Here is a 23,763-nt window from a genome sequence, read left to right on the forward strand (position 1 = left end):
AGGTTCTGATACAAAGTTATAAAGTTTTCCGGGAAAAAGATGATTTTCCAAAAGAAACTTTACGCCACATCAATTTCTATGCAAACAGCAATCTTGCCCTTACTTCACCAGACTCTTATATACAGCTTCCTGAATCCTCGTCCTTATATCCAGCCTCATCAACTTGTTATTCCACACATCCGGATAGGTGCGATTGCTCAAAAAGACATAAACCAAGCCGTTCTCCGGGTCTGTCCAGGCGCAAGTACCCGTGAAACCGGTATGACCGTAAACCGAAGCAGGTGCAGAGACTGCGCAGGGACTCTTCTGGGGGTTACGCCTATCCGGCTTATCAAATCCCAGTCCCCGGCGGCTTATCCTTGAGACGGTGGTAGTAAACAGTCTGCAGGTCTCCTTGCTCAAATAGCGCTTACCGTCCAGTTCCCCCCCATTCAGCAACATCTGATAGACTTTTGCCACTTCTTCGGCAGTGGAGAATAGCCCGGCATTACCGGAAACACCACCCTGAAAAGCTGCGGATTCATCATGTACAAATCCTTGCAGGGTAGTCTTACGTAAGAAAGGGTCTGTTGATGAAGGTACAATATCTTCCTTCTTCAAGAAGCGCAGAGGAAGATACCCCGTACGCTCCAATCCCATCGGAGTATAGAATTCCTTGGCCAGATATTCGTCCATAGACATGCCGGTGCGCGCCTCGACCAACTGCTGCAACAAGATAAAGCCCACACAACTATAACGGTAACGCTTGTCCCTGAGCGGAGTATCCACAATCTTCTGCAAGTACTCTTGCTTGAAGGAACGGTTCAGCCAAAGGCTGTCGGACACTTGCATCGTATATTCCGGTGTCTGCACCTTCGACGTCAGTCCCTGGCGGAAGCGGAACTTAGGATTCGCCCAAGTCTGCCGTCCGATGCGTGCGGAATGCTGGGCATCGGGGCGTGCCTTGAACAAAGTGCCGGTGTAGCTCTCTTCATCAATCGCCTCCTGATAGAACAACAAAGTAGAAGGCAGACCGGATTCATGCATCAGCAGTTCGCGTACCGTAATATTCTTCTTGTCCGTATCCTGCAGGAAAGGCAGATAGGTTGACACCCGGTCCGTAAGGCTGAGACGTCCGCATCGTACAACTTCATCACGGCAAGTAGCGTGGCCGTGGTCTTTGTCAGCGAGGCGATGTCGTACACATCCGTTTTCTTCACGGGAAGCGCCTTGCTTCCGGTCTTGTTCCAGACGTGGGTACCGAAAGCTTTATTATACATCTCCCTGCCATCCTTCAGCACCACCACCTGGCAACCGGGATAAGCCCCTTCACGAATGCCTTCTTCGGCTATCTTGTCTATTTCAGCCAGCAGACGGGAATTCATACCATGCTCTTCGGGCACAAAGCGGGGGGCGCTTTGAGGAGTCAGCGTCACTCCCGCACCGGCACCAAACCGGCTACCGATACTGGCAGACAAGCGTCCCTCTGAACAAGCACTGCCATAAACAATCCGGGCAACCTGCTGCTGTACCTCCCCGTTGGAGGAGTGTGCCAAAACCACCGCTTCGGCAGCAGCGCCCCCTTGCTTTATCTGCAGCATCTGCTTGCCGGGAATAAAGAACAGATAGACCACCGGTACGTCAGGAGCAAACTTTGCAAAGAAATTCTGATAGGGTGTCAAACGGTGTTCGGTGACACAGACCAAAATACGTTTGTACTTGGCCAGCGCATTCCTCAAACGGTTCCCGTCAGCCTCCGGCAGATTCTTGCCCAAACGGAACTCCACAGGACGGGTATACTGCGACAGTTCCTTGAGGAACGGCTGGATTTCCTGCGCTTCTCCACATTGAGCACGGCAACTTCACCGATGGAAGGGTCCAGCGGAAGCACCTCGTCCCGGTTATCCAGCACAGTGATGGCCGCCAAGTTCAGCCGGCGCATCAAATCACGCGTTTTCGGAGTATTGATGCGGGGCCCAAACCGGAAAGCTGCACATGGGGTTTCTTTTCCAACCCAAGGGCATATTTATATTTCAGCACTTTACGGCATTTCGCCTCTATCTCTTTCTCTGTCAGCTCCCCTTTTTTCACAGCGGCAAGCACAGCCTCCACTTCTTCCTTTATACGTCGGGGAACAAGCAGCAAATCATTGCCAGCCTTCAGCGCCTGCAAACAGATGCTTTCACTACCCGATACCCCTTTCATAGCAAGGGCATCCGTAAAGACAAGCCCCTGAAAGCCGAGGTCATTCACCAACAGACCGGAAACTACCTTACGCGAAAGCGAAGACGGAAGCCCCCTTTGCGGCTCTATGGCAGGCACCTCCAAGTGCCCCACCATCATACCTCCCAGTCCGGCACGAATGGCTTTTCTGAAAGGATAAAGCTCTATACTGTCCAGACGGGCACGGGTAAAAGGCAGTACGGGCAACGCCTTATGAGAATCCACATCCGTATCCCCATGCCCCGGAAAGTGCTTGCTGACAGAAAGCACACCACCATCCTCCAACCCTTTGGAGTAGGCAACAACCTTGTTGGCCACATTCAGCGGGCTTTCACCGAAGGAACGGGTATTGATAACCGGATTCTTGGGATTGATATTCACATCCGCTACGGGAGCAAAATTCACTTGCACCCCCAGTTCACGGCATTGACGGGCCACCTCGCGCCCATATTCATAAATCAGCGTATCGTTCTGTATGCAGCCCAGCACCATGTTTCGCGGAAAGTTCGGAGTACCGCGAAGGCGCATAGCCAGTCCCCATTCACCGTCAAAGGTAATCATCAGCGGAACTTCCGCCATCCGCTGCGCCTCATTGGTCAACATCACCTGATTCTGCATCAATCCGCCGGAGAATAACAGACCGCCTACCTTATAGTCCTCCACCACCTTACGCAACAGTTCCTTGTTGGCCTTGTCCTGTTGGGGGGCAATCGTATAGATGAACAGTTGTCCGATGCGTTCTTTCAAAGTCAGACGCTGCATGACGGAATCCACCCACTGCCTGCACCGCACGTCACTGTTCAAGAGACGTACAAGCGAAGGGTCGTTCGGCGGCACCGGAGTAAACGGCATCGGGCCAAGCTGCGCTTTCAGAAGCGGACAAAAGCAACACAATATAGCGATATAGGCAAGCAGGTATATTCTCTTCATTCCTTATAGATAGATTGTTTTTAGGGGATTTGCGGAATCATACTTTTATAAATCAATTCCTGGATATCTCTTCTTATATTCATGTCACCCTGTTTCGTGTTCCATACATTGGGGCACAAGCGGTTGCTGAGGAATACATACACCGTCTTGTTTTCCGGGTCCACCCAAGCACAAGTACCGGTAAATCCGGTATGTCCATATACCGCTTCCGAAGCGGAAGGGGCACAAGGACTGCGCTTCACAATGGATACATCCGGCTTATCGAACCCCAGACCGCGACGGCTGATGGCGGATTTCTCCGTCGTAAACAAACGGCAGGTAGCCTCACTCAGGAAGCGCTTGCCATTGAATTCACCGCCGTTCAGCAACATTTGATAAACCTTTGCTACCTCTTCGGCCGTAGAGAAAAGTCCTGCATTGCCGGACACCCCACCCATGCAGGCAGCAGTCTCGTCATGCACATATCCGCATATATCCTGGCGACGCAGGAAATCATTGGATGCTGTGGGCATGATTTCCGCTTTAGCGAACTTCGTCAAAGGCAGAAACATAGTACGTTGCAATCCCATCGGGGCATAGAACTCACGGGCAAGGTACAAATCCATCGGCAGCTCCGTCACCTTCTCCACCACCTGCTGCAACAGCACGAAGCCGAGGTCGCTGTAAACATAACGTTTGCCGTCCAGCTCGCACTTGGCTATCCGCTGAAGGATAGAATTCCTGAAACTCTTGTTCAGCCACATGCCATCTGCCATGTGCAGGGTATAGACCGGTGTATTCTTGCCGGACACCATCCCTTTCCGGAACTTAAAATCGGAACAATAATAGCTATGCTCGCTTACCTGTGTACGATGCCACTCGTCCACCCAGCTCTGGGAGTACGGGCCGTGTACCGAATTCGGGTCTATGATGTCCAGGTAGAAACGGATATAGGGAGGAAGCCCCGATTCGTGGAACAAAAGTTCGCGGATGGTAATGCTCCGCTTGTTGCCATTGCGCAAAAAGCAGATAAGCGGAAACCTTGTCATCCAGTTTTATCTTGCCCTCATCATACAGTTTCATGACGGCAAGCAACGTAGCCGTAGTCTTGGTCAGCGAAGCCAAATCAAAAAGGTCCGAAGGACGGACGGTAGTGGTATCCTTATCAGAGTGGGTGCCGAAGCCTTTGTCATATACCGGCAGTCCGTCTTTCCACACCAATACGCGGCAACCGGGATAAGCTCCCGCTTCCAGTCCCTTCCGGGCAACGGCATCGATACCTTGCAGCACATACGACTTCATGCCGTAATCTTCCGGAACAGTCTTTCCCGGTTTCATGCCCGGCTCAACCATACAGCCCGTTCCCGCCGGAAACAGCCTTCCGATATTCACCGACATCCTGCCACTGGCAGGCTCTTTGGCAAAAAGAACATCAGCCACGTATTGCTGCAAATCCGTCTCTGCCGAATGTGCCAGCACCACAGCACTGGACTTGGCTATGGCAGGCTGCAGAGAGAGCAACGTATGATAAGAAGTAAAGAAAGCATAGACCAGAGGTGCACGCAAATTCAAGTTTTCCAAAAAGGCCGCATCACGGTCGCCGACATGAACCGAACCGGTGATACTGATAACCACGCGACGGAAAGCTGCCAGCTGTCCCTGCACTTCCTGCCAAAGAGCCTCACCGGCATTCCAAGGCAAGTGGAAATGGCTGATGTCTGCATTCTTTTTCATAGCTTCCACAAAGGGAGCATCCGCCTCCTTCTCTCCGATGCTGAGCACGGCAATACCGCCTTCCACCGATGCCAACGGAAGGATATTGAAATAATTGTTCAATACGGTTACTGCCGAACGACGCAACTTGGCAGCCAACGTTTGTGCCTCCTCTGTATGGACACGATAGCTCATCCCGCTAATCCGAAGCTTCGGTTGGCGGTCCCTCAAGCCAAGCACATACTTATAAGCCAACACCTTGCGGCATCTGGCATCAAGTTCTTCCTTGCCCAGTTGTCCCGTTTCCACAGCTTTTACCAGTCCCTGCACGGCACACTCCGCATCTGACAGCACCCATACGATATCGTTTCCTGCCAGCAACGCTTTAACGGTTGCCTGCGAAGTACCGGACACATCATTCAGTTCCGGGCGTACACGTTCATAGCGCAAGGCGGGGAGTGCAAGACAGGAATCCGCATAGCCCTGCCCCCTGTAAGCGGGAAGCACGCCTCCGCTTTCAAGTCCATGGCCGTATGCCGCCATCTTATTGGCATTAATATATGTTTCAGGGGCCAGATGGGCACACACACCCAATTCGCGGCACTGGCGAGCCACCTCACGTCCGTATGCTTCAATCTGCCCATCGTCCACGATACATCCCAAAGCGGCATTCCGGAGATAGCAAGAAGCGCCTTTCGCCCCCATTGACACTCCCCGCTCGCCATCAAAGGCCACCATTACGGGAATCTTGCATCCTTCCGGGCCATATTGGTCAGGATAGCCTGCTCTTCCGGAGTACCTTCGGAAAACAGCAAGCCACCGACCTTGTATTTCTTTACCAGCTCGCGCATCTGCTTTTTCGTGGCCTTGTCTGCTCTGACCGGAATGGTGGCAACGATGAGCTGCCCCACTTTTTCGTGTACATTCAGACCTGACAACACGGAGTCCACCCATTGCCGGCACCGGTTGTCTGCAGCCGAAGGAAGAAACGGGCCTCCCGTCTGGGCATGAAGTGAAGATAATCCCAATATAAACAATCCTGCAACCCATAAAAGGAGGGTGAGTCTTTTCATCATGCTATTTTTCAGTTAAAGTAAGTACCATTTCTCCTACGTAGATGCCACTCTTGCCAGTGTGCAGTACGGAAACACTCTTGCCGTCCGCATTCAGATAGACGGCAGGCTTTTCCATAAAGGTATGCGAATGTCCACCCAAAATGACATCAATGCCACGTGTCTTGCTTACCAGGTTCTCGTCGGAAGCGCCTTCGGGATTTGCACTGCGGATACCCAAATGGGACATGCAAATCACGACCTCGCAATTTTCCTTCTCCCTGAGAAGGCCTGTCATTTCCTGGGCCACCTTTATCGGGTCGTTGTAGACAATGCCTACGCATTTATCCGCCTGCACCAGCCCTTCCATTTTGGGAGCCAGGCCGAAGATTCCGATTTTCACCCCTTCGCGCACCAAGGTGATATAAGGCTTCACCAGCCCTTCGAGTACAGTACCCGTCACGTCATAATTGGAACAGACCACGGGAAAATCCGCCATACGGAACAATTCCGCCATATTCTCAAGTCCGAAATCAAATTCATGATTACCTATCGTCATGGCATCATAGCCCATGAGGTTCATCATCTTGACCTCCAGCTCGCCTTTGAAAAAGTTATAATAAGGGGTGCCTTGCGAGATGTCTCCGCAATCCAACAACAACATATCCGGATGCTTGCCGCGAAACTGCTTTACAAAACCGGCACGGCGCACCACACCGCCCATCCCGGCATACTCGTCGGCAGCCTCGGCGCTGATGGGCTCTATGCGGCTGTGCATATCGCTGGTGTGCAGGATAAACAGTTGTTTTCCGGATTGGCCGGACGATACAGAATCGGCAGACACCAGGCAAAGGGGTTCTTCAGTAATGACACGCTCCTTTTGTTGTGCCGATGCGGGGAGCATGAAAAGCAGCAGGGCTGCCAAGGAATATATATGTTTCATAGAACTTCTGTTTTTTTAATGCTTACTCTTTAACGACCACTCTTCCCTCCATGCGCGAAGTTACCTTCTTGCCGGCTGCCGTCTGCTTCTCCACATACTTCATGAACAGACCACGCAGTGTAGCCCCATCCGGGCACTCCCTTTTATCCGCCTGCAGGAAAGCCGTCAGTCCGTCGTTTCCATCAGCCAGATAATCAATCGTGGCAACCGTATAGTCACGGTCATCCTCCACCGGCTTGCCGGCAATGGAAGCCCGGAGCAGCTTGCCATCCTTGCTGATTTCCAACTGTATACCACTCACCCCTTCACCAAGTCTCACCGCAATGTTTTCAAACAAGTGCTTCATGGCAGAGCCTTTCATCGTCAGCACACAGAGCGAATTCTCAAAAGGCAATATCTCATAGATGTTTTCGATAGTGATGTCTCCTTCCGTCAGGGAATTCCGGATTCCACCGATATTGATTAGCCCCATATCGGCCGGTTTGCCCAGTACTTCCACCGCAGCCTCACGCAGCACGTCTGCAATCAGATTGGATAAAAGGCTTTCGGGTCGGAATCTGTCCATTGACATCTCTGCAGTTCCCACCACATGATACATAACGCTGTCCATCCGGCTTTGTAAGGCGCCAGCAGAGCCACGGCTTCGGCATCCGGCTCGGCGTCCCAAACAGAGTTCATGGGAATTCTGCCCCCCTCTACCTTGGTCACTTCGTAGGAAGAATGGCAGGAAACCAATAGAAGTGCAACCGACAATACTGCCCCCGAAAGGAGACTGAAAGTTTGTTTCTTCATATTCATTTAGTTTTAAATTGCTACAAAGATAATTCTTTTTTCACCACAGAGGCACAGAGGAGCACAGAGTTTTACCAATTAGGGTACATTATACCCCATCCTCCTGTTGCCGCTGGATAGTTAAGAAAGAAAAAAAACTCTGTGCTCCTCTGTGTCCTCTGTGGTGAAAAACAAGAAAAAAGTCCAGAAGTATTTGTCTATCTGGCAAATAATTCGTTCCTTTGCACCGCTTTCGCGCAATCGCTGTCAGGACACCAAGAGAGAAGCCTGGTATGTTGCGTTGTAACGATGAAACAATTTAATAATAAAAACAATGGATTTAATTAAAATTGCAGAAGAAGCATTTGCTACCGGAAAACAGCACCCGAGCTTCAAGGCAGGTGACACTGTAACAGTAGCATATCGTATTGTCGAGGGTAACAAGGAACGTGTACAGCTGTACCGTGGTGTTGTTATCAAAATTGCCGGACACGGAGACAAGAAGCGTTTTACAGTACGTAAGATGTCAGGAACCGTAGGCGTAGAACGTATTTTCCCGATTGAATCACCGGCTATCGACAGCATCGAAGTGAACAAGGTGGGTAAAGTTCGTCGCGCTAAACTGTACTACCTGCGCGCTCTTACCGGTAAGAAAGCAAGAATCAAAGAAAAAAGAGTTAACGGTTAATTCCAGACTCCTATTTCGAAATAAAAAAGGGAAGCTGACAATGTCGGTTTCCCTTTTTTAGTAATATGCCGTTCCCTGGAAAGGAAACTTTTAATGGGTCAGCCATTTGCACAAGAAAAAACAGTATGTAAGCAAAATGTGTGGTAAACCTATTGTATATTTTTTCATTTTGCGATGACCCCATAGTAAACCATGTTATCAATACGCTTCTGATAAATCTGGTTATTCTGCAGCAGATAACCCAAGGCCAAACACAAATCCACATCCCTGAACTTCGTCAGTTTCTGTAATTCAAAGATTGTACACTTCTTAAGATTGCACAGAATGGAATATACCATTTTCATATTATTGGTCGCCTTCTCAATATTCTTCATATTATTATCTTATTATTAGTTCCTTTCTTAAAATGATATCCTATATTATCTACTCAAATATAAGATAAAGACAGAGCAATGACAAACATTGCCCATTCTTTTCATTTCAGATAACATTCTTTGAACTACATATACCTAAAATCTGCAAAAAATATAGAACTTTATAAATATCAGCACTTTATAGAAAGATATATTCACATTATACTATATCCGGAAACGATTACCTTTGTTTCGCTACTCTTGTCGGAAGATTCTTTTTTCTCATTCATGAAACTCTTGTCCCGCGAAGTGGTAACCGGATAAGTATCCTCCAGACAGCTCTTCCTCCAGATAGCTCTGCATTTCGTCCACTTCTCCGTCTTTGAACCACACCTTGACAGCCGACCACCTCGCAGGAGTATAAGCACGAAATGTCCAAACCTCTCCCTCCTTATTCAAATCTCTAAATGCAGGCTCTCCTAAAATGGTACACACTTCTTTAAAGCTCATACCACGTTCAATGCTGCTCAACTGCTTATAATCAAACCCGTAGCTCTCATAAATGCCACAGCCCATCACCAAGGCAGTGAGTAACAAGCCTAAAACAACTGACATCTTTTTCATAATAGAAAGTTTTAGTATTTATCCATACAGCAAATGTAGTATGATAAAAACATCCAATATTGCCGCATTAATCGAGAAAGCAGCAGAAATCTTTAAGAAGAGCATTCAGTTCCTCATCGGATGTCTTGCATGGGGGGATGAAAACTATAGCCCCTTCGTTATCACCGGCAATCCGAAACCTCCTTTCTGCAAAGTCAGGACTTTCGGTTTGCCTTTTCGTGCTTTGTTGTATGTGGCTGTGGAAACATGCAAGGTCTCTATCGCTCCATCGTCGAAAGCCACCTTTAAGTAATACTCCTTACGTACTCCGTCCGACACATAACGATGCTTGCCTACTTTACGCCTCTTTTCATGTTCTTTTATCAGCTTCTCAAGTACGGTGACCGTCACCTCCTTTGTCGAAGCAGGGGCCGCCATCTGATAATTCCCTACCAGAAAAAGCGAACAACTGATGACACCCACGCACACCACATGGCACAATATATTCACGGCCTTTTGCTCCATCGTTGTCAGCCATATCCATTTTTTATATAAAGGAAGTGTAACGACTGCCACCACAAGTCCTACCCCTACGGGTATCCACACAGCAGCCAACGTATCTTCATAGATGTTATATCCGATGCAGCCCAAAGCTACGACCAGTACAAACATCAGAGAACGGAGTATTTTTATAAACAGTTCTTTCATTGCCGCGCTTATATTTTTTGCAAATATAAAAAGAAATATCGTTCGGCCGACCATCAAGCCTGTTCAATCTACATGAACTAACTTGCTTGATAGAATGTTATAACTATAATAACTAAAAACAGAAAATATCATGGAAAAGAGCCTAATTCATAGTAATGAGCTGCATTTAATCAGTAAGAAACGCATTCATCAAGCAGTAGAGAAAATGGTTGAGTCATTGGATTTGGCTGCAGGTTCCACAATCGGCTTCAACATCTATGCAGTAGTGGAGAGCTATTTCACGGATTTGGAAAAACGAAAAGAAATCAATCAGCTACTCAACCTGGAGCAAGATGTCTGCGAAGAAATAGAGGCAGAATTAAGTTACAAATAAGCTACGGAGTTACAAGTTTCGGGCTACAAGTTGTCCTGCGGTATGATAGTGCAGGATAACTTGTAGCCCGAAACTTATGGTAGCTAATTGTAGCTCACTCAGTCTTTCGCCTGGTGTACCGTCAACTGCGGGAACGGGAAACCGATGCCCTCTTCGTTGAATACGGAGTAAATCTTCTTGTTCATATCAAAATAAACGCCCCAGTAATCTCCACTCTTCACCCAAACACGGATAACTACATTCACGCTGCTGGCATCCAAGGCATGGAGGGCTACAAACGGTTCGGGAGTATCCAGGATACGGTTGTCTTCGGAGATGATACGACGCACGGTACTTTCTACCTTGTCATAATTTTCACCGTATTCCACCCCGATCACCCAATCTACACGACGCGTATCCTCACGGCTGTAATTAGTCACAGTACCGCTACTCAAAGCACCGTTGGGGATATAAATCACTTTATTGTCGGCTGTAGTCAGAATCGTATGGAAGATTTGGATTTCGCGTACTGTGCCGGACACTCCCTGGCTTTCAATCCAGTCGCCTACCTTGAAAGGACGAAACAGCAAGACAATCAGTCCACCCGCAAAGTTCTGCAAGTTTCCGGAAAGTGCCATACCGATAGCCACACCGGCAGATGCCAACAAAGCTGCAAATGAAGTGGTTTCCACTCCCAGTTTGCCGATAACGGCAATGATTAACAGAATTGTCAGCAAGATATTGACCAAACTTTTCACAAAGCTCTGGATACTGGCATCCACATGTCTTTTTTCCAATAACCTCGCCAGCATTTTCCGAAGAAGGGATATCAAGAATCGTCCCACCACAAAGATTATAACGGCTCCAATGATGCGCCCACCGGCATTCACACTCCAATCTATCAATTGCTGAAGAAATATTTGCAGTTTGCTGAAACCATCATCAGCAGTTTGAGCGGCAAAAGCTGCCATGAATAAGGATAATAACATAACTGTACTTTTTAAAATTAACGCTACAAAATTAACAAATAACTCCGATTTTCGTTCACTTAGTTTGTCTTTTTCGACAGAAACTCCTACTTTTGCTCCCGATTTCAACTAAGGGGTGCCCTAATACGACGGGCTGAGATCATACCCATTGACCTGATCCGGGTAGTGCCGGCGGAGGGAAAAGAAGAAAAGTCTCCCCTTTTCTGTATTCATCTAAACGAAACAATTGCAAATGAAGAGACATGCAATGGCAGCCTGCCTCCTTACGGCAGCACTGGATGTCTGTGCGCAGACACAAGAGCAAGACAGCCTGCGGGTGATAAACCTGCAGGAAGTGGTAGTCATCTCCACACGTGCCACAAACAGCACACCGGTGGCATTCACCAATATAGGCAAAGAACAACTGAAAAAACAGAATTTCGGACAAGACCTGCCGTATCTGTTGAGTATGACACCCTCCGCCATTACGACCAGCGATGCCGGTGCCGGGGTGGGTTACACCACGCTGAGAGTCCGCGGAACAGACGGCACACGCATCAACGTCACCGCCAACGGCATTCCCATCAACGACGCGGAGAGTCACACGGTATTCTGGGTCAACCTGCCGGACTTCGCCTCCTCCGTCAAGGACATGCAGGTGCAACGCGGGGCTGGTACCTCAACAAACGGTGCAGGAGCTTTCGGTGCCAGCATCAACATGCAGACGGGTGATTTCTCCATGAAACCCTATGCAGAATTCAACGGTTCCTACGGCTCCTTCCATACGCACAAGGAGACGGTGAAAGTGGGAACGGGGCTCATCAACAATCATTGGTCGTTCGATGCGCGACTTTCCAACATCAGTACAGACGGGTATATAGACCGGGCGTCTGTGGGACTGAACTCCTATTATCTGCAAGGAGGGTACTACAATGACAACACCTCCGTCAAGCTGATAACCTTTACCGGCAAAGAGCGCACTTACCACGCATGGAACTATGCCAGCAAGGAGGAGATGGAACGTTACGGACGGCGTTATAATTCCTGCGGATTCATGTACGCCACCGACCGGGACGGCCATGTATACAACAAAGAATATTATGAAGAAAACGGCGAGAAGCATTACCTCACGGACGAAGGAGGTGCACTGCATTTCTATGACGACCAGACCGACAACTATACGCAGAAGAATTACCAGCTGCTGTTCAACCACAACTTCACTCCGCAATGGAACCTGAATATCGGCCTGCACTACACCAAAGGCGACGGATACTATCAGGAATATAAAGGCAAACGCTCGTTGGCAGAGTACGGTATGTCGCCTTTCGAATACAATGGCGACAAGATAAAAGCAAGCGACCTTATCCGCAAGAAGGCAATGGACAACCGGTTTGGCGGCGGAATCTTCTCCGTAAGCTACAAAGCCGACCGTCTGCATGCCTCCTTGGGCGGTGCACTGAACCGCTATGACGGCGACCACTTCGGCCGGGTGCTTTGGGTAAAAAACTATATCGGCCACTTGGACCCCGACCACGACTACTACCGCAACAACGCCACAAAGAATGACGGGAACATCTACCTGAAAGCCAACTACGAACTGGCAAGCGGCCTCAGCGCCTACCTCGACCTGCAATACCGCCACATCGACTACAAGATAAACGGACTGAACGACAAGTACGACTGGACTGCCGCCACTCCGGGAATGCAAAAATTGGACATTGACGAAGACTTCGACTTCTTCAACCCGAAAGCCGGACTGTCCTGGCAAATCGACCGCAACCACCGCCTATACGGTTCGTTCAGCGTGGCCCATAAAGAGCCTACGCGCAACAACTACACCGACGGCTACTTCACCGAACATCCCAAGGCCGAGCGTTTGTTCGACTACGAACTGGGATATACCTTCGCCAACTCATGCTCCATGCGGGTGCCAACTTCTACTATATGGACTATAAAGACCAGCTGGTACTGACGGGAGAGCTGAACGAGATAGGCGAAGCCATGGCCAGCAACGTGCCCGACAGCTACCGTACGGGCATTGAACTGATGGCCGGCATCAAACTGGACTGCGGCTTGCAATGGGATATCAATGCCACACTCAGCAAGAACCGTGTGCAGAACTTTACCGAGACACTTTTTGAGGACGAGGAGGCAGGGTCTGAAGCATGGGTCATCAAACACGGAGATACCCCCATCGCATTCTCTCCCGACTTCATACTGAACAACCGCTTCGGCTATACGTTCAAGGGATTCGAAGCCTCGTTGCAGTCACAATATATCAGCAAGCAATACATGAGTAACGCCAAGCAAGAGGAGTGCACGCTGGATGCCTATTTCGTAAGCAACCTGAATCTGTCCTATACCTTCAAGTTGCCTAAAGTAAAGTCGGTAACCGTAGGGTGCACCATCTACAATCTGTTCAATGAAGAATACGAAAACAACGGATACGCAGGCAGCGGATACTATCACGACGATAACGGAGGAAAAGTCCGTTACAACTATGCCGGCTACGCTGCCCAGGCGGGAACGAATGTATTGGGACATATAGCAATCAATTTCTGATGGAACATATTCTTGAGATTATAGGCACTGTGGTCGGGATTCTCTATCTCTGGTTGGAGTACCGGGCAAGCATTTATCTTTGGATAGCGGGCATCATTATGCCTGCCGTCTATATTTTTGTCTACTATGATGCGGGGTTGTATGCAGACTTCGGCATCAATATCTATTATCTGGGTGCTGCCATCTACGGCTGGATGATGTGGAAGTACGGAGCATTTCTGCGCCGGACTATCTTGCGGCAGAAAGGTGCAGGACAGAAAGGAGAGGACAAAAGAACAGAAGAACAAAAGCGGGAACTTCCTATCACCCATATGCCGGCTCGCTACTTGCTGCCACTTACCGCCGTATTCATCGCCGCTCTGCTTGGCATTGCCTGGATATTGATAAACTTCACGGACAGCAATGTGCCCTGGCTGGACTCCTTCACCACCGCACTGAGCATAGTCGGCATGTGGATGCTGGCACGGAAATATGTAGAGCAATGGTGGGCATGGATTGCGGTAGATGCCGTCAGCACCGGACTGTACATCTACAAAGGACTTGATTTTACAGCCGAACTATATGCCCTTTACACAATTATAGCTATCTTTGGCTACTTCAAATGGAGGAAAATGATGAATAAGGATGAAGGATTAGAGATTAGGGATTAAGAAAGATATGAAAGACGAATTATCAACGAGCAACGAGCAATTATCAGCTATTGATGCCGTAGTTTTGGCGAATGGGGAATATCCAGTCAGTCCCCTGCCTTTAAAGATATTGGCGGAAGCGCCATACGTGGTTTGCTGCGACGGCGGAGCGGACGAATACATCCGCCGGGGCCATACGCCCGACGTGATTATCGGCGACGGCGACTCCCTCAGTGATGAAAACCGCCGGAAGTTCGGACATATCCTACACCGTATCAGCGACCAGGAGACCAACGACCAGACCAAAGCCGTCAATTTCCTGCTGGCGCAAGGCAAACGCCGCATCGCCATCATCGGTGCCACAGGCAAGCGTGAAGACCATACACTGGGAAATATCAGCCTGCTCATCGACTATCTCCGTGCCGGAGCCGATGTACGTACCTATACCGATTACGGCATCTTCATTCCCTGCCGGAGTACCCGCATCTTCCCAAGCCATCCCGGACAGCAAGTATCCATCATCAACTTCACTGCACACGGTCTGCATGGCAAAGGACTGGTCTATCCCCTCAGCGACTTCACCAACTGGTGGCAAGGCACACTCAACGAATGTACCGGTACGGAATTCACCATCGAAGCGGAAGGGGAATACCTGGTATTCGTCACTACTTCTTCGCTTCCGCCACTTCAACAAAGTACACGCTGATACAAATCATGGCAATGGCAACGGCTTGCGTCCAGCTGAAACGGTCCTGCCCCAAGGCGAGGGAAACAACAGTGGTCACCACCAATATCAGGTAACTGTACATGGCCACAACCGTCGTCTTGAGATACTTCAGCCCCACCGGAACCAGGAAGTAGCTGAGATAAGTAGGGAAAATCAGTACAAACGCCAGTACCGCCCACGGCACCCAGTGCCACTCCCCATGCAGGGCATCCACCAGCAAGGGCGCATCCCAACCGGTAATGGACGACACTATCAGCCCCGTTACTGCCGCACCGCCAAAGATGTACTTCATCATCGTCACTACCCCGACCTCTTCCAGCAGTTTCTTGCTCACAATCAGGTAAACGGCAAAGACCAGCGAGCTCACCATACAGAGCATGTTGCCCGTAAATGCATCGTGCGCCAGGTCGTCACTGCCTTGCGTAAGGATGCACAGCAACGCACCGCCAAAACCCAGCGCTATGCCGATTATCTTCATCAGCGTAGCCTTTTCGTGCAGGAAAAAGACAGATAGCAGAAAGACCCAAATGGGCTGCATGGAGTTGAAGATGGCACTGGAAACCGGAGTCGTCTTACTGATGCCCAGCAGATAGCAGAACATGAACCCGTAGAGTCCGAAAGCTCCCAGACAGAATAGCCCTATCCGCTGCCGCTTTGTGACCGGTGCCTCCTTTACAAACCAGCTTGTTATCCAAAATGCCACGGCAGCAAAGACACAACGCACCGTGACACCCGTCAATGCGCCCAGCCACAAAGGGAGCAGAAATTTCAATCCATTCATATTCAACCCCGCCATGACGCGCGACGCAACCATACTGAGATTGGCTTCCAGTTTCTTATCTTTCATCAGCTTCGTATTTTTCCCCTCAAACAATTCATTACTTTGAAATGTTTTAGGGGAAAAGGAGGTAACGTTATGGCAAAAGTTAAAGAAGAACAATCGTCCCAGCAAACAAAGCAAGTCCTCGCATTCTCCACCCGGCTACGCCATGACCTTAAGAAAGCCTGCCGGCAACTGGATGAGGGAGAAGGACAAGAGGACGTCACAATCAGTAAGGAGGTGGAAGCATGGCTAAACAAATAATCTGGTCGCCACTCGCCAAGGAGACACTGAAAGACCTGCTGATTTCCTCGCAAGAAAGAGATGACAACAAGCGGTGTGACGGGACTCTGTACACCTTGTTCCAAAATGCATTGTACCGTGTCACGCAGAATCCGTTTATCGGACAGCCCACCGAAGCAGAGAACATACGGTACATCATTCCGCATCCGGACTATACGCTTCTTTACCGGCACAGTCTCCGGAAGATTGAAGTGCTTGTGCTATGGAACAACCATCATAAGTTGGGCAGCATGATAAACATCATCCGGGAAGAGCCGAATACGGAATAAAGCGGCCAATCTTGTCAAGAGCAGATTTATGGAAGATTAACGGAACAGACGCATTATCGCCCGTTCATGTAGCCGGACCGAACCATGTATCCGTCCCGAACATATCATCTGTTTATCCCCGACACACCATCTGTCGGCACCGAGCATATCATCCGAAAGCTCGGGGCTTTTCATCCGAAACATCCGGGCTTTTCGCCAAAAACATCCGGGCTTTTCGTCAAAACTTCTGGAGTTTTCCAAGCAAATGCCCGCCATTCCGCTTGCTGAAGTGGAGGATTAAATCTGTAAAGTACTGGTTTAGGAGAGTAAACCCTAAGGTTTGGCAAATGAAGTGGTGGAAGAAAACAACAAAAAAGGAGAAGCGATGCCTCTCCTTTTATGCTAATTTAAAATTGAATCTGAACTAAGATTGCAGTTACAAAGATACAACATCCGAAAGACGATGTCAAGCAATCCGGCGTTTTTCTTTACGGACGTCCCATTCTTTATACATGCATCAGGTATTGCTTGAAGTCCGCAAAGTCCTTTGACATTGGCAGGCTCTTCTTCTCACCGCGCATAAAGGCCTGAAGCTTGGCAGGTATCTCTACCGCTTCACCGATAATCTTCTCCACTGTATCCTTGAACTTCGCCGGATGGGCCGTCTCCAGGAATACGCCCGTTTCGCCGGGTTTCAGTCCTTCGGCCAGGGCCCGGAAGCCGCAGGCTCCGTGCGGGTCGAGCAGGTAATGGTCCTTCTTCCACACTTCCCGCATGGTTTCGGCAATCTGCTCGTCGGTATAAGTGGCACCGCTGATTTCGGCAGAGATGGCGGCATGGCTGCCTCCGTAAAGGTCGAGTACACGGGCAAAGTTACTCGGGTCGCCCACATCCATCGCATTGGCAATGGTGGCAATACTGGGACGCGGCGTATAAACACCCGTCTGCAAATATTGGAAGAAGATGTCATTGCGGTTGTTGGAAGCGATAAAGCGTTCCACGGGCAGTCCCATACGCTTGCCGAAGAGGCCGGCAGTGATGTTACCGAAGTTACCGCTGGGTACACAAACGACGGCATTGTCTCCCTTGCCGGCACGTTTCAGTTGAGCATAGGCATAAAAGTAATAGAACGCCTGCGGCAAGAAACGCGCCACGTTGATGGAATTGGCGCTGGTCAGTTGCAGGTGCTCGTTGAGTTCCCGGTCCATAAAAGCGGATTTAACCAAAGCCTGGCAATCGTCGAACGTGCCATCGACCTCAATGGCCGTGATATTCTGTCCTAAAGTAGTGAACTGCTTCTCCTGGATTTCACTGACCTTTCCTTTCGGATAAAGCACATAGACATGTATGCCCTCCACACCGAGGAAACCATTGGCAACGGCACTACCCGTATCACCGGAGGTAGCAACAAGCACATTGACTTGCTTCTTGCCCTCTTTCTTGATGAAGTATCCCAGCAAACGCGCCATGAAGCGGCCGCCCACATCCTTAAAGGCAAGCGTCGGACCATGGAACAGCTCAAGTGAATAAATATTCTCCGTCACGCGGACCAGTGGGACATCGAAACTGAGTGTATCATAAACAATCTGTTTCAGTGTATCGGCAGGAACATCCCCGCCAAAAAAGGCATCTGCCACACGATAGGCTATCTCCTGAAAGCTGAGCGTATCGATGCTATCGTAAAACTCTTGTGGCAAGGGCTTGATTGTAAAGGGCATGAAGAGCCCCTTGTCTGCGGCAAGTCCCTTTACCACGGCTTCTTCAAGAGTGGCTTCGGGGGCTTGTTTGTTGGTGCTATAATATTTCATTGCGGTATTTTTTTATTCACCACAGAGTAGCACAGAGTTTCACGGAGTTTTATTTATAGAGAACTCTGTGAAACTCTGTGTTACTCTGTGGTGGAACTCATAAATTCATTGATAAACTCGTCTTCTTTCATCAGTCCGTAGCTGCCATCGCAGGCGGCCACTTCGTCGAATGTTTGTACTCCGTCAGCCTCGATGCCCGGATACCAGATGAGAAACGGAATGGGTTCGGCCGTATGCGTACGGAGTTCGCAGGGAGTGGGATGGTCGGGCAATACGGAGATGGCAACGGGTTCCTCCCAGTCCTTCACAGCCTCGTATATAGGGCCAACGGCACGGCTGTCCAGATTCTCAATCGTCATAATCTTCAAGGGGACGTTTCCTTCGTGACCGGCCTCATCACTGGCCTCGATATGCAGGTAGACAAAATCATCCGTCCGCAATGCATCGAGGGCGGCAGCCACCTTATTCTCATAGTTGGTATCATAAAGCCCCGTCGCACCTTCTACGGTGATGCGCCGCAGCCCGGCATAGTAACCGATGCCGTTAATCAAATCCACGGCAGAAATCACGGCGCCGCGCCTCACCTGCGGGAACTTGTCGGAAAGGCGCTCCATCTGCGGGCGATAACCGGGGCTCCACGGCCAGATGCTATTGGCAGGATCCTTACCCTCCGCCTTCCGCTTCACGTTGACCGGATGGTTCTCCAGCAACACTTGCGAACGGAGAATCAAATCGTTAATCAAATCAGCTGTCTGCTTCGGAGTAAGCTCCGCACCGTCTTCGGGAACCGAAATATTCTCCGTACCCTCCATCGGCTTCACCATCAACGGACGGAAAGGCTTCAGGGGAACATCGTGCGGCGGGGTGCAGTCAATGCGCTTGTCCCCTCCCTTTATTACCAGCAGATGGCGGTATTGCACCCCCGTATGGAAACGTACGCGGTCATCGCCCAGATGCTCTTGAAGGTATTTCACCAGCACATCCGCTTCCTCGGTAGTGATGTGTCCGGCAGAATGATTCTTGATGTTATCTCCCTCGATACAGATAATGTTGCAGCGCATCGCCATCTCACCCGGCTGCAAGTCCACACCGATGCTCGCCGCTTCCAACGGACCGCGACCTTCGTACACCTTCGGCAAATTATAGCCCAGAACGGACATATTCGCCACCTCACTGCCGGGATGGAAGCCGTCTGCTACCGTCACCAACCGTCCCACACGTCCCATGCGTGCCAGCTTGTCCATATAGGGAGTTGCGGCTGCCTGAAGCAAGGTTTTGCCTCCCAAAGCCTTCACGGGCCAGTCGGCCATACCGTCACCCAGGATGATGATGTGCTTCAAGCCTCTCCCCCTAACCCCCTCCCCCGTAGGGAGGGGGAATGAGTTACTATTATTTTGTACTTCCATATTCTTCTCTGCTATATAAATTATGAATGCCAATCTATCCGCTCCCCCTCTACGGGGGAGGGGGCAAGGGGGGAGAGGCTTTAAACATTCGCAATACTCATAATATCCGCAAATACCCCCGCAGCCGTTACACCAGCACCGGCTCCGTAGCCTTGTATCATCATCGGATATTCCTTATAACGTGCCGTGGTCAGCAGGATAATGTTATTGCTGCCTTCCAGACCGTAGAACGGATGGTTGGCTCCGACTTCCTGCAAACCTACGGATGCCTTGCCGTTTTCCAGCTTGGCAACGAAACGCCAATGCTTGTTCTCGGCTTCCAACACCTTGCGGCGGGCTTCAAAATCGGCATCGAGGCTCGGCACCTTCTTCCAGAAGTCATCCAGAGAGCCTTCAAAGAAGTCATCGGGCACAAAGAGGTTCTTCTCCACATCGCTCTGCTCCAAACGGTAACCAGCTTCACGTGCCAGAATCACCAGCTTGCGAATCACATCCTTGCCGCTAAGGTCGATACGCGGGTCGGGCTCGGAGTAACGTTCCTCCTGCGCCATCTTGATGGTCTTGCTGAACGGTATGTCGGCACTGATTTTATTGAAGATATAGTTCAACGTACCGCTCAGCACAGCTTCAATCTTCAGTATTTTGTCACCGCTATGGATAAGGTCGTTAATGGTATTGATGATGGGGAGTCCGGCACCTACGTTCGTTTCAAACAAGTACTTCACACCGCGTTGACGGGCTATCTGTTTCAGTTCACGGTAGTTCTCGTATTCGGAAGAAGCGGCAATCTTGTTGGCAGCCACTACCGAAACATTGTGCAGCAGCAAGTCCTTGTAAAGGGAAGCCACACCTGCACTTGCCGTACAGTCCACAAAGACAGAGTTAAAGATGTTCATACCGATAATCTCATTGCGCAGTGTTTCCAAGGAACTGTCCTTCCCTTTTTCCTGCAACTCCTCACGGAAACGTCCCAAATCGAAGCCTTCGCGGCTGAACATGGCCTTGTTCGCATCGGCGATGCCCACTACATTCAATTGCAGTCCGTTCTCCTGCATCAGCTTCTGGCGCTGGCTGTGGATTTGCTCTATCAAGCTGCCGCCTACGGTTCCTATGCCGCAGATAAAGAGATTCAGTACCTGATATTCCGACAAGAAGAAAGAGTCATGGATGACATTCAGCGATTTACGCAATGACTTGCTGTCTACTACAAACGAGATGTTGGTTTCCGAAGCACCCTGCGCACAAGCAATCACATTGATACCGTTACGTCCCAACGTACCGAACAGCTTTCCGGCAATACCCGGCGTATGCTTCATGTTCTCGCCTACGATGGCCACGGTAGCCAGGTTCTTTTCTGCCTGAATAGGAGAAATCTCTCCCATCTCTATTTCTTTGGCAAACTCCTCGTTCAGTACCTCGCAAGCCAGGTCGGCATCCGCATTGCGCACACCGATAGACGTTGAATTCTCCGAAGAAGCCTGGGACACAAGGAACACGCTGATACCATTCTTTGCCAGCGCCTTGAAGATACGGTAGTTCACACCGATGACACCTACCATACCAAGACCTTGCACCGTAATCAGGCTCGTATCGTTAATGGAAGAAATACCCTTGATGGCCTTGCTCTGCGGGTCTGAAACCTCTTGCTTGATGACAGTTCCCGCCCCTCCGGGTTGAAAGTATTCTTTACCAAAATGGGAATGTTCTTGTGGCAAACCGGATAGATTGTAGGCGGATAGACCACTTTCGCACCGAAGTTACAAAGCTCCGTAGCTTCCACATAGCTCAATTCATTGATAGTGTATGCTCTGGAAATCACACGCGGGTCTGCTGTCATGAATCCGTCTACATCCGTCCAGATTTCCAGACTGTCGGCATCCAGTGCGGCAGCAATGATTGCCGCCGTATAGTCAGAACCACCTCTACCCAGGTTCGTTACCTCTCCCGTCATTTTGTCTGTGGAGATAAAACCCGGAACCAATACGCGTTTGGGCAGGCTGCTGAATGTTTCGCGCACCAACGAATTTGTCAACTCCGTATCCAGCACATGCTTGGAATGCTTCTTCTCCGTCTTGATAAACTTGCGCGAGTCAAACCACTCCGCTCCCGTCAACTGAGCAACGATGATAGATGAAAGACGTTCTCCATAGCTCACAATCGTATCGGACGTCTTCTGCGAAAGGTCTTTTATCAGATAAATGCCCTGGAAGATGTCCTTCAGCTCGTTGAGCAGTTCACCAATCTGGCGCTGCAAGGCCACCTGCGCCTCGCCTGCCGGAATCACTTCCTTAATCATTTCCACATGGCGGTAGACAATCTCCCGGAACTCATTCTCGTAAGAAGCATCACCGACTGCCGCCATTTTGGAGGTGTTTATCAACTTATCCGTGATGCCACCCAATGCGGACACTACCACGATAACCGGTTCGTCGACTGCTTCTACAATTCTCTTGACGCTCAAAATACTGTTCACGGAACCTACGGACGTTCCGCCGAATTTCATTACTTTCATTTCTCTTTATATTGTTGAGATGGTTGATACAATGTGTCGGAAACAAGCTGCTACGGCTTGCATTGACTTTAATTAAATGGAAAAACTGCTTGAAAATGGTGTAACACGTAGAAACACAAAATACTATCCCTAACCCCTAAGGGTCATGGTCCACATGGATGTGACTGTATGTTGATAGTACTTGTTCATAGTCTCTTGTTTCTATCGTTTATGATAAGTGTTGCAAAAGTAACAATAAAAACATTCAATCTATCACTTTTTGCGACTTTTTTGCGATAAAAATATAGAAAGCCTCTAAAAAGGCAAGAAATATGCACAACTTCCGGCTTACACTTTCACACTTTTCACACCTTTTTTCCGTATATCCGTCCATTCTTTTCTAACATTTTGCCACCATTCTCAAGATATATCATTATATTTGCATGGAAAACATGAAAGAAAAGTGCGTATGAGCCCAGAAAACACTTCCGTTTTGCTAATATACACCGGTGGAACTATCGGCATGATAGAGAATACAGAAACCGGTGCCCTGGAAAGCTTCAACTTCGAGCAGTTGCAGAAACATGTTCCCGAACTCCAGAGGTTTGCGTTCCGTATCGACACTTATCAGTTCGACCCGCCCATGGACTCCTCGGACATGGACCCCGATGCCTGGCGCAAACTGGTACGCATCATCAGCGACAACTACGACCGGTATACGGGCTTCGTCATTCTGCACGGCACAGACACCATGGCATACACAGCTTCTGCACTCAGCTTCATGCTTGAAGGGCTGAACAAGCCCGTCATCCTGACCGGCTCGCAACTGCCCATCGGCGTACTGCGCACAGACGGCAAGGAGAATCTGCTGACCAGTATCGAAATAGCCACCGCCCGCCACGCCAACGGACGCCCTATCGTGCCCGAAGTCTGTATCTTCTTCGAAAACCACCTGATGCGCGGCAACCGTACCACCAAAATGAACGCGGAGAACTTCAATGCTTTCCGTTCCTTCAATTATCCGGTACTCGCTTCCGCCGGTATACATATTAAATATAATAATGTGCAGATTCATACGCACGGCACTCCCCGCGAACTGGAGCCTCATTATCTGCTCGATACCAACATCGCCATACTGAAGCTTTTTCCAGGCATTCAGGAAAATGTCGTGGCAGCCATACTTGCCACTGAAGGGCTGAAAGCCGTAGTCCTCGAAACCTACGGTTCCGGCAACGCTCCCCGAAAGGAATGGTTTTTACGCCGCCTGCACGATGCCTGCGAGCAGGGCATCGTCATCGTGAACGTCACCCAATGCAGTGCCGGCACCGTTGAGATGGAACGCTATGAAACCGGTTACCAACTGATGCAGGCAGGAGTCGTCTGCGGATATGACAGCACGACGGAATCTGCCGTAACCAAGCTGATGTTCCTTCTGGGTCACGACTATCCGCCTGCCGAGATACGCGAACTGATGGGACAGCCGCTGGCAGGAGAAATTACAGTATAA

General features: G+C 49.7%; 16 protein-coding genes, 5 pseudogenes and 1 riboswitch. Of the genes and pseudogenes, 8 read left to right on the top strand and 13 right to left on the bottom strand.

Annotated elements, in window-relative coordinates; genetic code table 11:
• Positions 1 to 99: 99 nt before the first annotated feature.
• From JCM16496_RS13510 to JCM16496_RS13525, 4 genes and pseudogenes are all read right to left on the bottom strand, one after another.
• Positions 100 to 3,132: pseudogene (locus tag JCM16496_RS13510) on the bottom strand (serine hydrolase domain-containing protein).
• Between the two features lie 20 nt (positions 3,133 to 3,152).
• A pseudogene (locus tag JCM16496_RS13515) lies at positions 3,153 to 5,900 on the bottom strand (serine hydrolase).
• A gap of 1 nt (position 5,901) precedes the next feature.
• Positions 5,902 to 6,819, bottom strand: a complete 918-nt coding sequence (locus tag JCM16496_RS13520) for a bifunctional metallophosphatase/5'-nucleotidase (RefSeq protein ID WP_025834933.1) — start codon at positions 6,817 to 6,819, stop codon at positions 5,902 to 5,904.
• Between the two features lie 22 nt (positions 6,820 to 6,841).
• Positions 6,842 to 7,611, bottom strand: a pseudogene (locus JCM16496_RS13525) (5'-nucleotidase C-terminal domain-containing protein).
• Between the two features lie 313 nt (positions 7,612 to 7,924).
• Here JCM16496_RS13525 and rplS point away from each other — a divergent pair.
• Positions 7,925 to 8,278, top strand: a complete 354-nt coding sequence (rplS, locus tag JCM16496_RS13530; protein ID WP_009122351.1) for a 50S ribosomal protein L19 — start codon at positions 7,925 to 7,927, stop codon at positions 8,276 to 8,278.
• Between the two features lie 164 nt (positions 8,279 to 8,442).
• On the opposite strand, the gene JCM16496_RS13535 is transcribed toward rplS, so the two are convergent.
• The 3 genes from JCM16496_RS13535 to JCM16496_RS13545 all read right to left on the bottom strand — a co-directional run bounded on the left by JCM16496_RS13535 (position 8,443) and on the right by JCM16496_RS13545 (position 9,942).
• The gene (locus JCM16496_RS13535; RefSeq protein WP_025834937.1) at positions 8,443 to 8,652 is read right to left on the bottom strand and encodes a winged helix-turn-helix domain-containing protein; all 210 of its coding nucleotides are present in this window, start codon (positions 8,650 to 8,652) and stop codon (positions 8,443 to 8,445) included.
• Between the two features lie 261 nt (positions 8,653 to 8,913).
• Positions 8,914 to 9,255, bottom strand: a complete 342-nt coding sequence (locus tag JCM16496_RS13540; RefSeq protein ID WP_025834940.1) for a hypothetical protein — start codon at positions 9,253 to 9,255, stop codon at positions 8,914 to 8,916.
• A 144-nt stretch (positions 9,256 to 9,399) separates the two neighbouring features.
• Positions 9,400 to 9,942 (bottom strand): hypothetical protein, encoded by a 543-nt coding sequence (locus JCM16496_RS13545; RefSeq protein WP_025834941.1) that lies wholly within the window; start codon positions 9,940 to 9,942, stop codon positions 9,400 to 9,402.
• A 130-nt stretch (positions 9,943 to 10,072) separates the two neighbouring features.
• Between JCM16496_RS13545 and JCM16496_RS13550 the strand changes: the two genes are divergently transcribed.
• On the top strand, positions 10,073 to 10,315 hold the full coding sequence (locus JCM16496_RS13550) for a hypothetical protein (protein WP_025834943.1): 243 nt from the start codon (positions 10,073 to 10,075) through the stop codon (positions 10,313 to 10,315).
• 98 nt (positions 10,316 to 10,413) lie between these two features.
• On the opposite strand, the gene JCM16496_RS13555 is transcribed toward JCM16496_RS13550, so the two are convergent.
• Positions 10,414 to 11,283, bottom strand: coding sequence for a mechanosensitive ion channel family protein (locus JCM16496_RS13555; protein WP_025834945.1), 870 nt, complete (start codon positions 11,281 to 11,283; stop codon positions 10,414 to 10,416).
• A gap of 101 nt (positions 11,284 to 11,384) precedes the next feature.
• Positions 11,385 to 11,481: riboswitch (TPP riboswitch) on the top strand.
• A 34-nt stretch (positions 11,482 to 11,515) separates the two neighbouring features.
• Between JCM16496_RS13555 and JCM16496_RS13560 the strand changes: the two are divergent.
• The 3 genes and pseudogenes from JCM16496_RS13560 to JCM16496_RS13570 all read left to right on the top strand — a co-directional run bounded on the left by JCM16496_RS13560 (position 11,516) and on the right by JCM16496_RS13570 (position 15,159).
• A pseudogene (locus JCM16496_RS13560) lies at positions 11,516 to 13,824 on the top strand (TonB-dependent receptor).
• Positions 13,824 to 14,474 carry a nicotinamide riboside transporter PnuC gene (pnuC, locus tag JCM16496_RS13565; protein ID WP_025834947.1) on the top strand — a complete coding sequence of 217 codons (651 nt, stop codon included), beginning with the start codon at positions 13,824 to 13,826 and terminating at the stop codon, positions 14,472 to 14,474. The pseudogene JCM16496_RS13560 and the gene pnuC overlap by 1 nt, the downstream one beginning before the upstream one ends.
• Before the next feature lie 7 nt (positions 14,475 to 14,481).
• Positions 14,482 to 15,159, top strand: a complete 678-nt coding sequence (locus JCM16496_RS13570) for a thiamine diphosphokinase (RefSeq protein WP_025834949.1) — start codon at positions 14,482 to 14,484, stop codon at positions 15,157 to 15,159.
• Here JCM16496_RS13570 and JCM16496_RS13575 read toward each other — a convergent pair.
• Positions 15,119 to 16,027, bottom strand: coding sequence for a DMT family transporter (locus JCM16496_RS13575; RefSeq protein WP_025834951.1), 909 nt, complete (start codon positions 16,025 to 16,027; stop codon positions 15,119 to 15,121). The genes JCM16496_RS13570 and JCM16496_RS13575 overlap by 41 nt on opposite strands.
• A 69-nt stretch (positions 16,028 to 16,096) precedes the next feature.
• Here JCM16496_RS13575 and JCM16496_RS21960 point away from each other — a divergent pair, with 69 nt between their 5' ends.
• A complete protein-coding gene (locus tag JCM16496_RS21960; protein WP_165860120.1) occupies positions 16,097 to 16,264 on the top strand; it encodes a hypothetical protein in 168 nt (55 codons plus the stop codon).
• Positions 16,249 to 16,572: a type II toxin-antitoxin system RelE/ParE family toxin gene (locus JCM16496_RS13580; protein ID WP_025834952.1), complete on the top strand. Its 324-nt coding sequence runs from the start codon at positions 16,249 to 16,251 to the stop codon at positions 16,570 to 16,572. Before JCM16496_RS21960 ends, JCM16496_RS13580 begins: the two co-directional genes overlap by 16 nt.
• 36 nt (positions 16,573 to 16,608) lie before the next feature.
• Here the strand turns inward: JCM16496_RS13580 and JCM16496_RS22720 are convergent, their stop codons facing one another.
• The 4 genes and pseudogenes from JCM16496_RS22720 to thrA all read right to left on the bottom strand — a co-directional run bounded on the left by JCM16496_RS22720 (position 16,609) and on the right by thrA (position 22,277).
• Positions 16,609 to 16,746 (bottom strand): hypothetical protein, encoded by a 138-nt coding sequence (locus JCM16496_RS22720; RefSeq protein ID WP_159102458.1) that lies wholly within the window; start codon positions 16,744 to 16,746, stop codon positions 16,609 to 16,611.
• 311 nt (positions 16,747 to 17,057) lie between these two features.
• Positions 17,058 to 18,359 carry a threonine synthase gene (gene thrC, locus JCM16496_RS13585; RefSeq protein WP_025834954.1) on the bottom strand — a complete coding sequence of 434 codons (1,302 nt, stop codon included), beginning with the start codon at positions 18,357 to 18,359 and terminating at the stop codon, positions 17,058 to 17,060.
• A gap of 80 nt (positions 18,360 to 18,439) precedes the next feature.
• The gene (locus JCM16496_RS13590) at positions 18,440 to 19,699 is read right to left on the bottom strand and encodes a cofactor-independent phosphoglycerate mutase (protein ID WP_025834956.1); all 1,260 of its coding nucleotides are present in this window, start codon (positions 19,697 to 19,699) and stop codon (positions 18,440 to 18,442) included.
• A 146-nt stretch (positions 19,700 to 19,845) separates the two neighbouring features.
• A pseudogene (thrA, locus tag JCM16496_RS13595) lies at positions 19,846 to 22,277 on the bottom strand (bifunctional aspartate kinase/homoserine dehydrogenase I).
• 448 nt (positions 22,278 to 22,725) lie between these two features.
• Here thrA and JCM16496_RS13605 point away from each other — a divergent pair.
• On the top strand, positions 22,726 to 23,763 hold the full coding sequence (locus JCM16496_RS13605; RefSeq protein WP_025834958.1) for an asparaginase: 1,038 nt from the start codon (positions 22,726 to 22,728) through the stop codon (positions 23,761 to 23,763).

This window comes from Bacteroides rodentium JCM 16496 (assembly GCF_000614125.1).
Classification (GTDB): Bacteria; Bacteroidota; Bacteroidia; order Bacteroidales; family Bacteroidaceae; genus Bacteroides; species Bacteroides rodentium.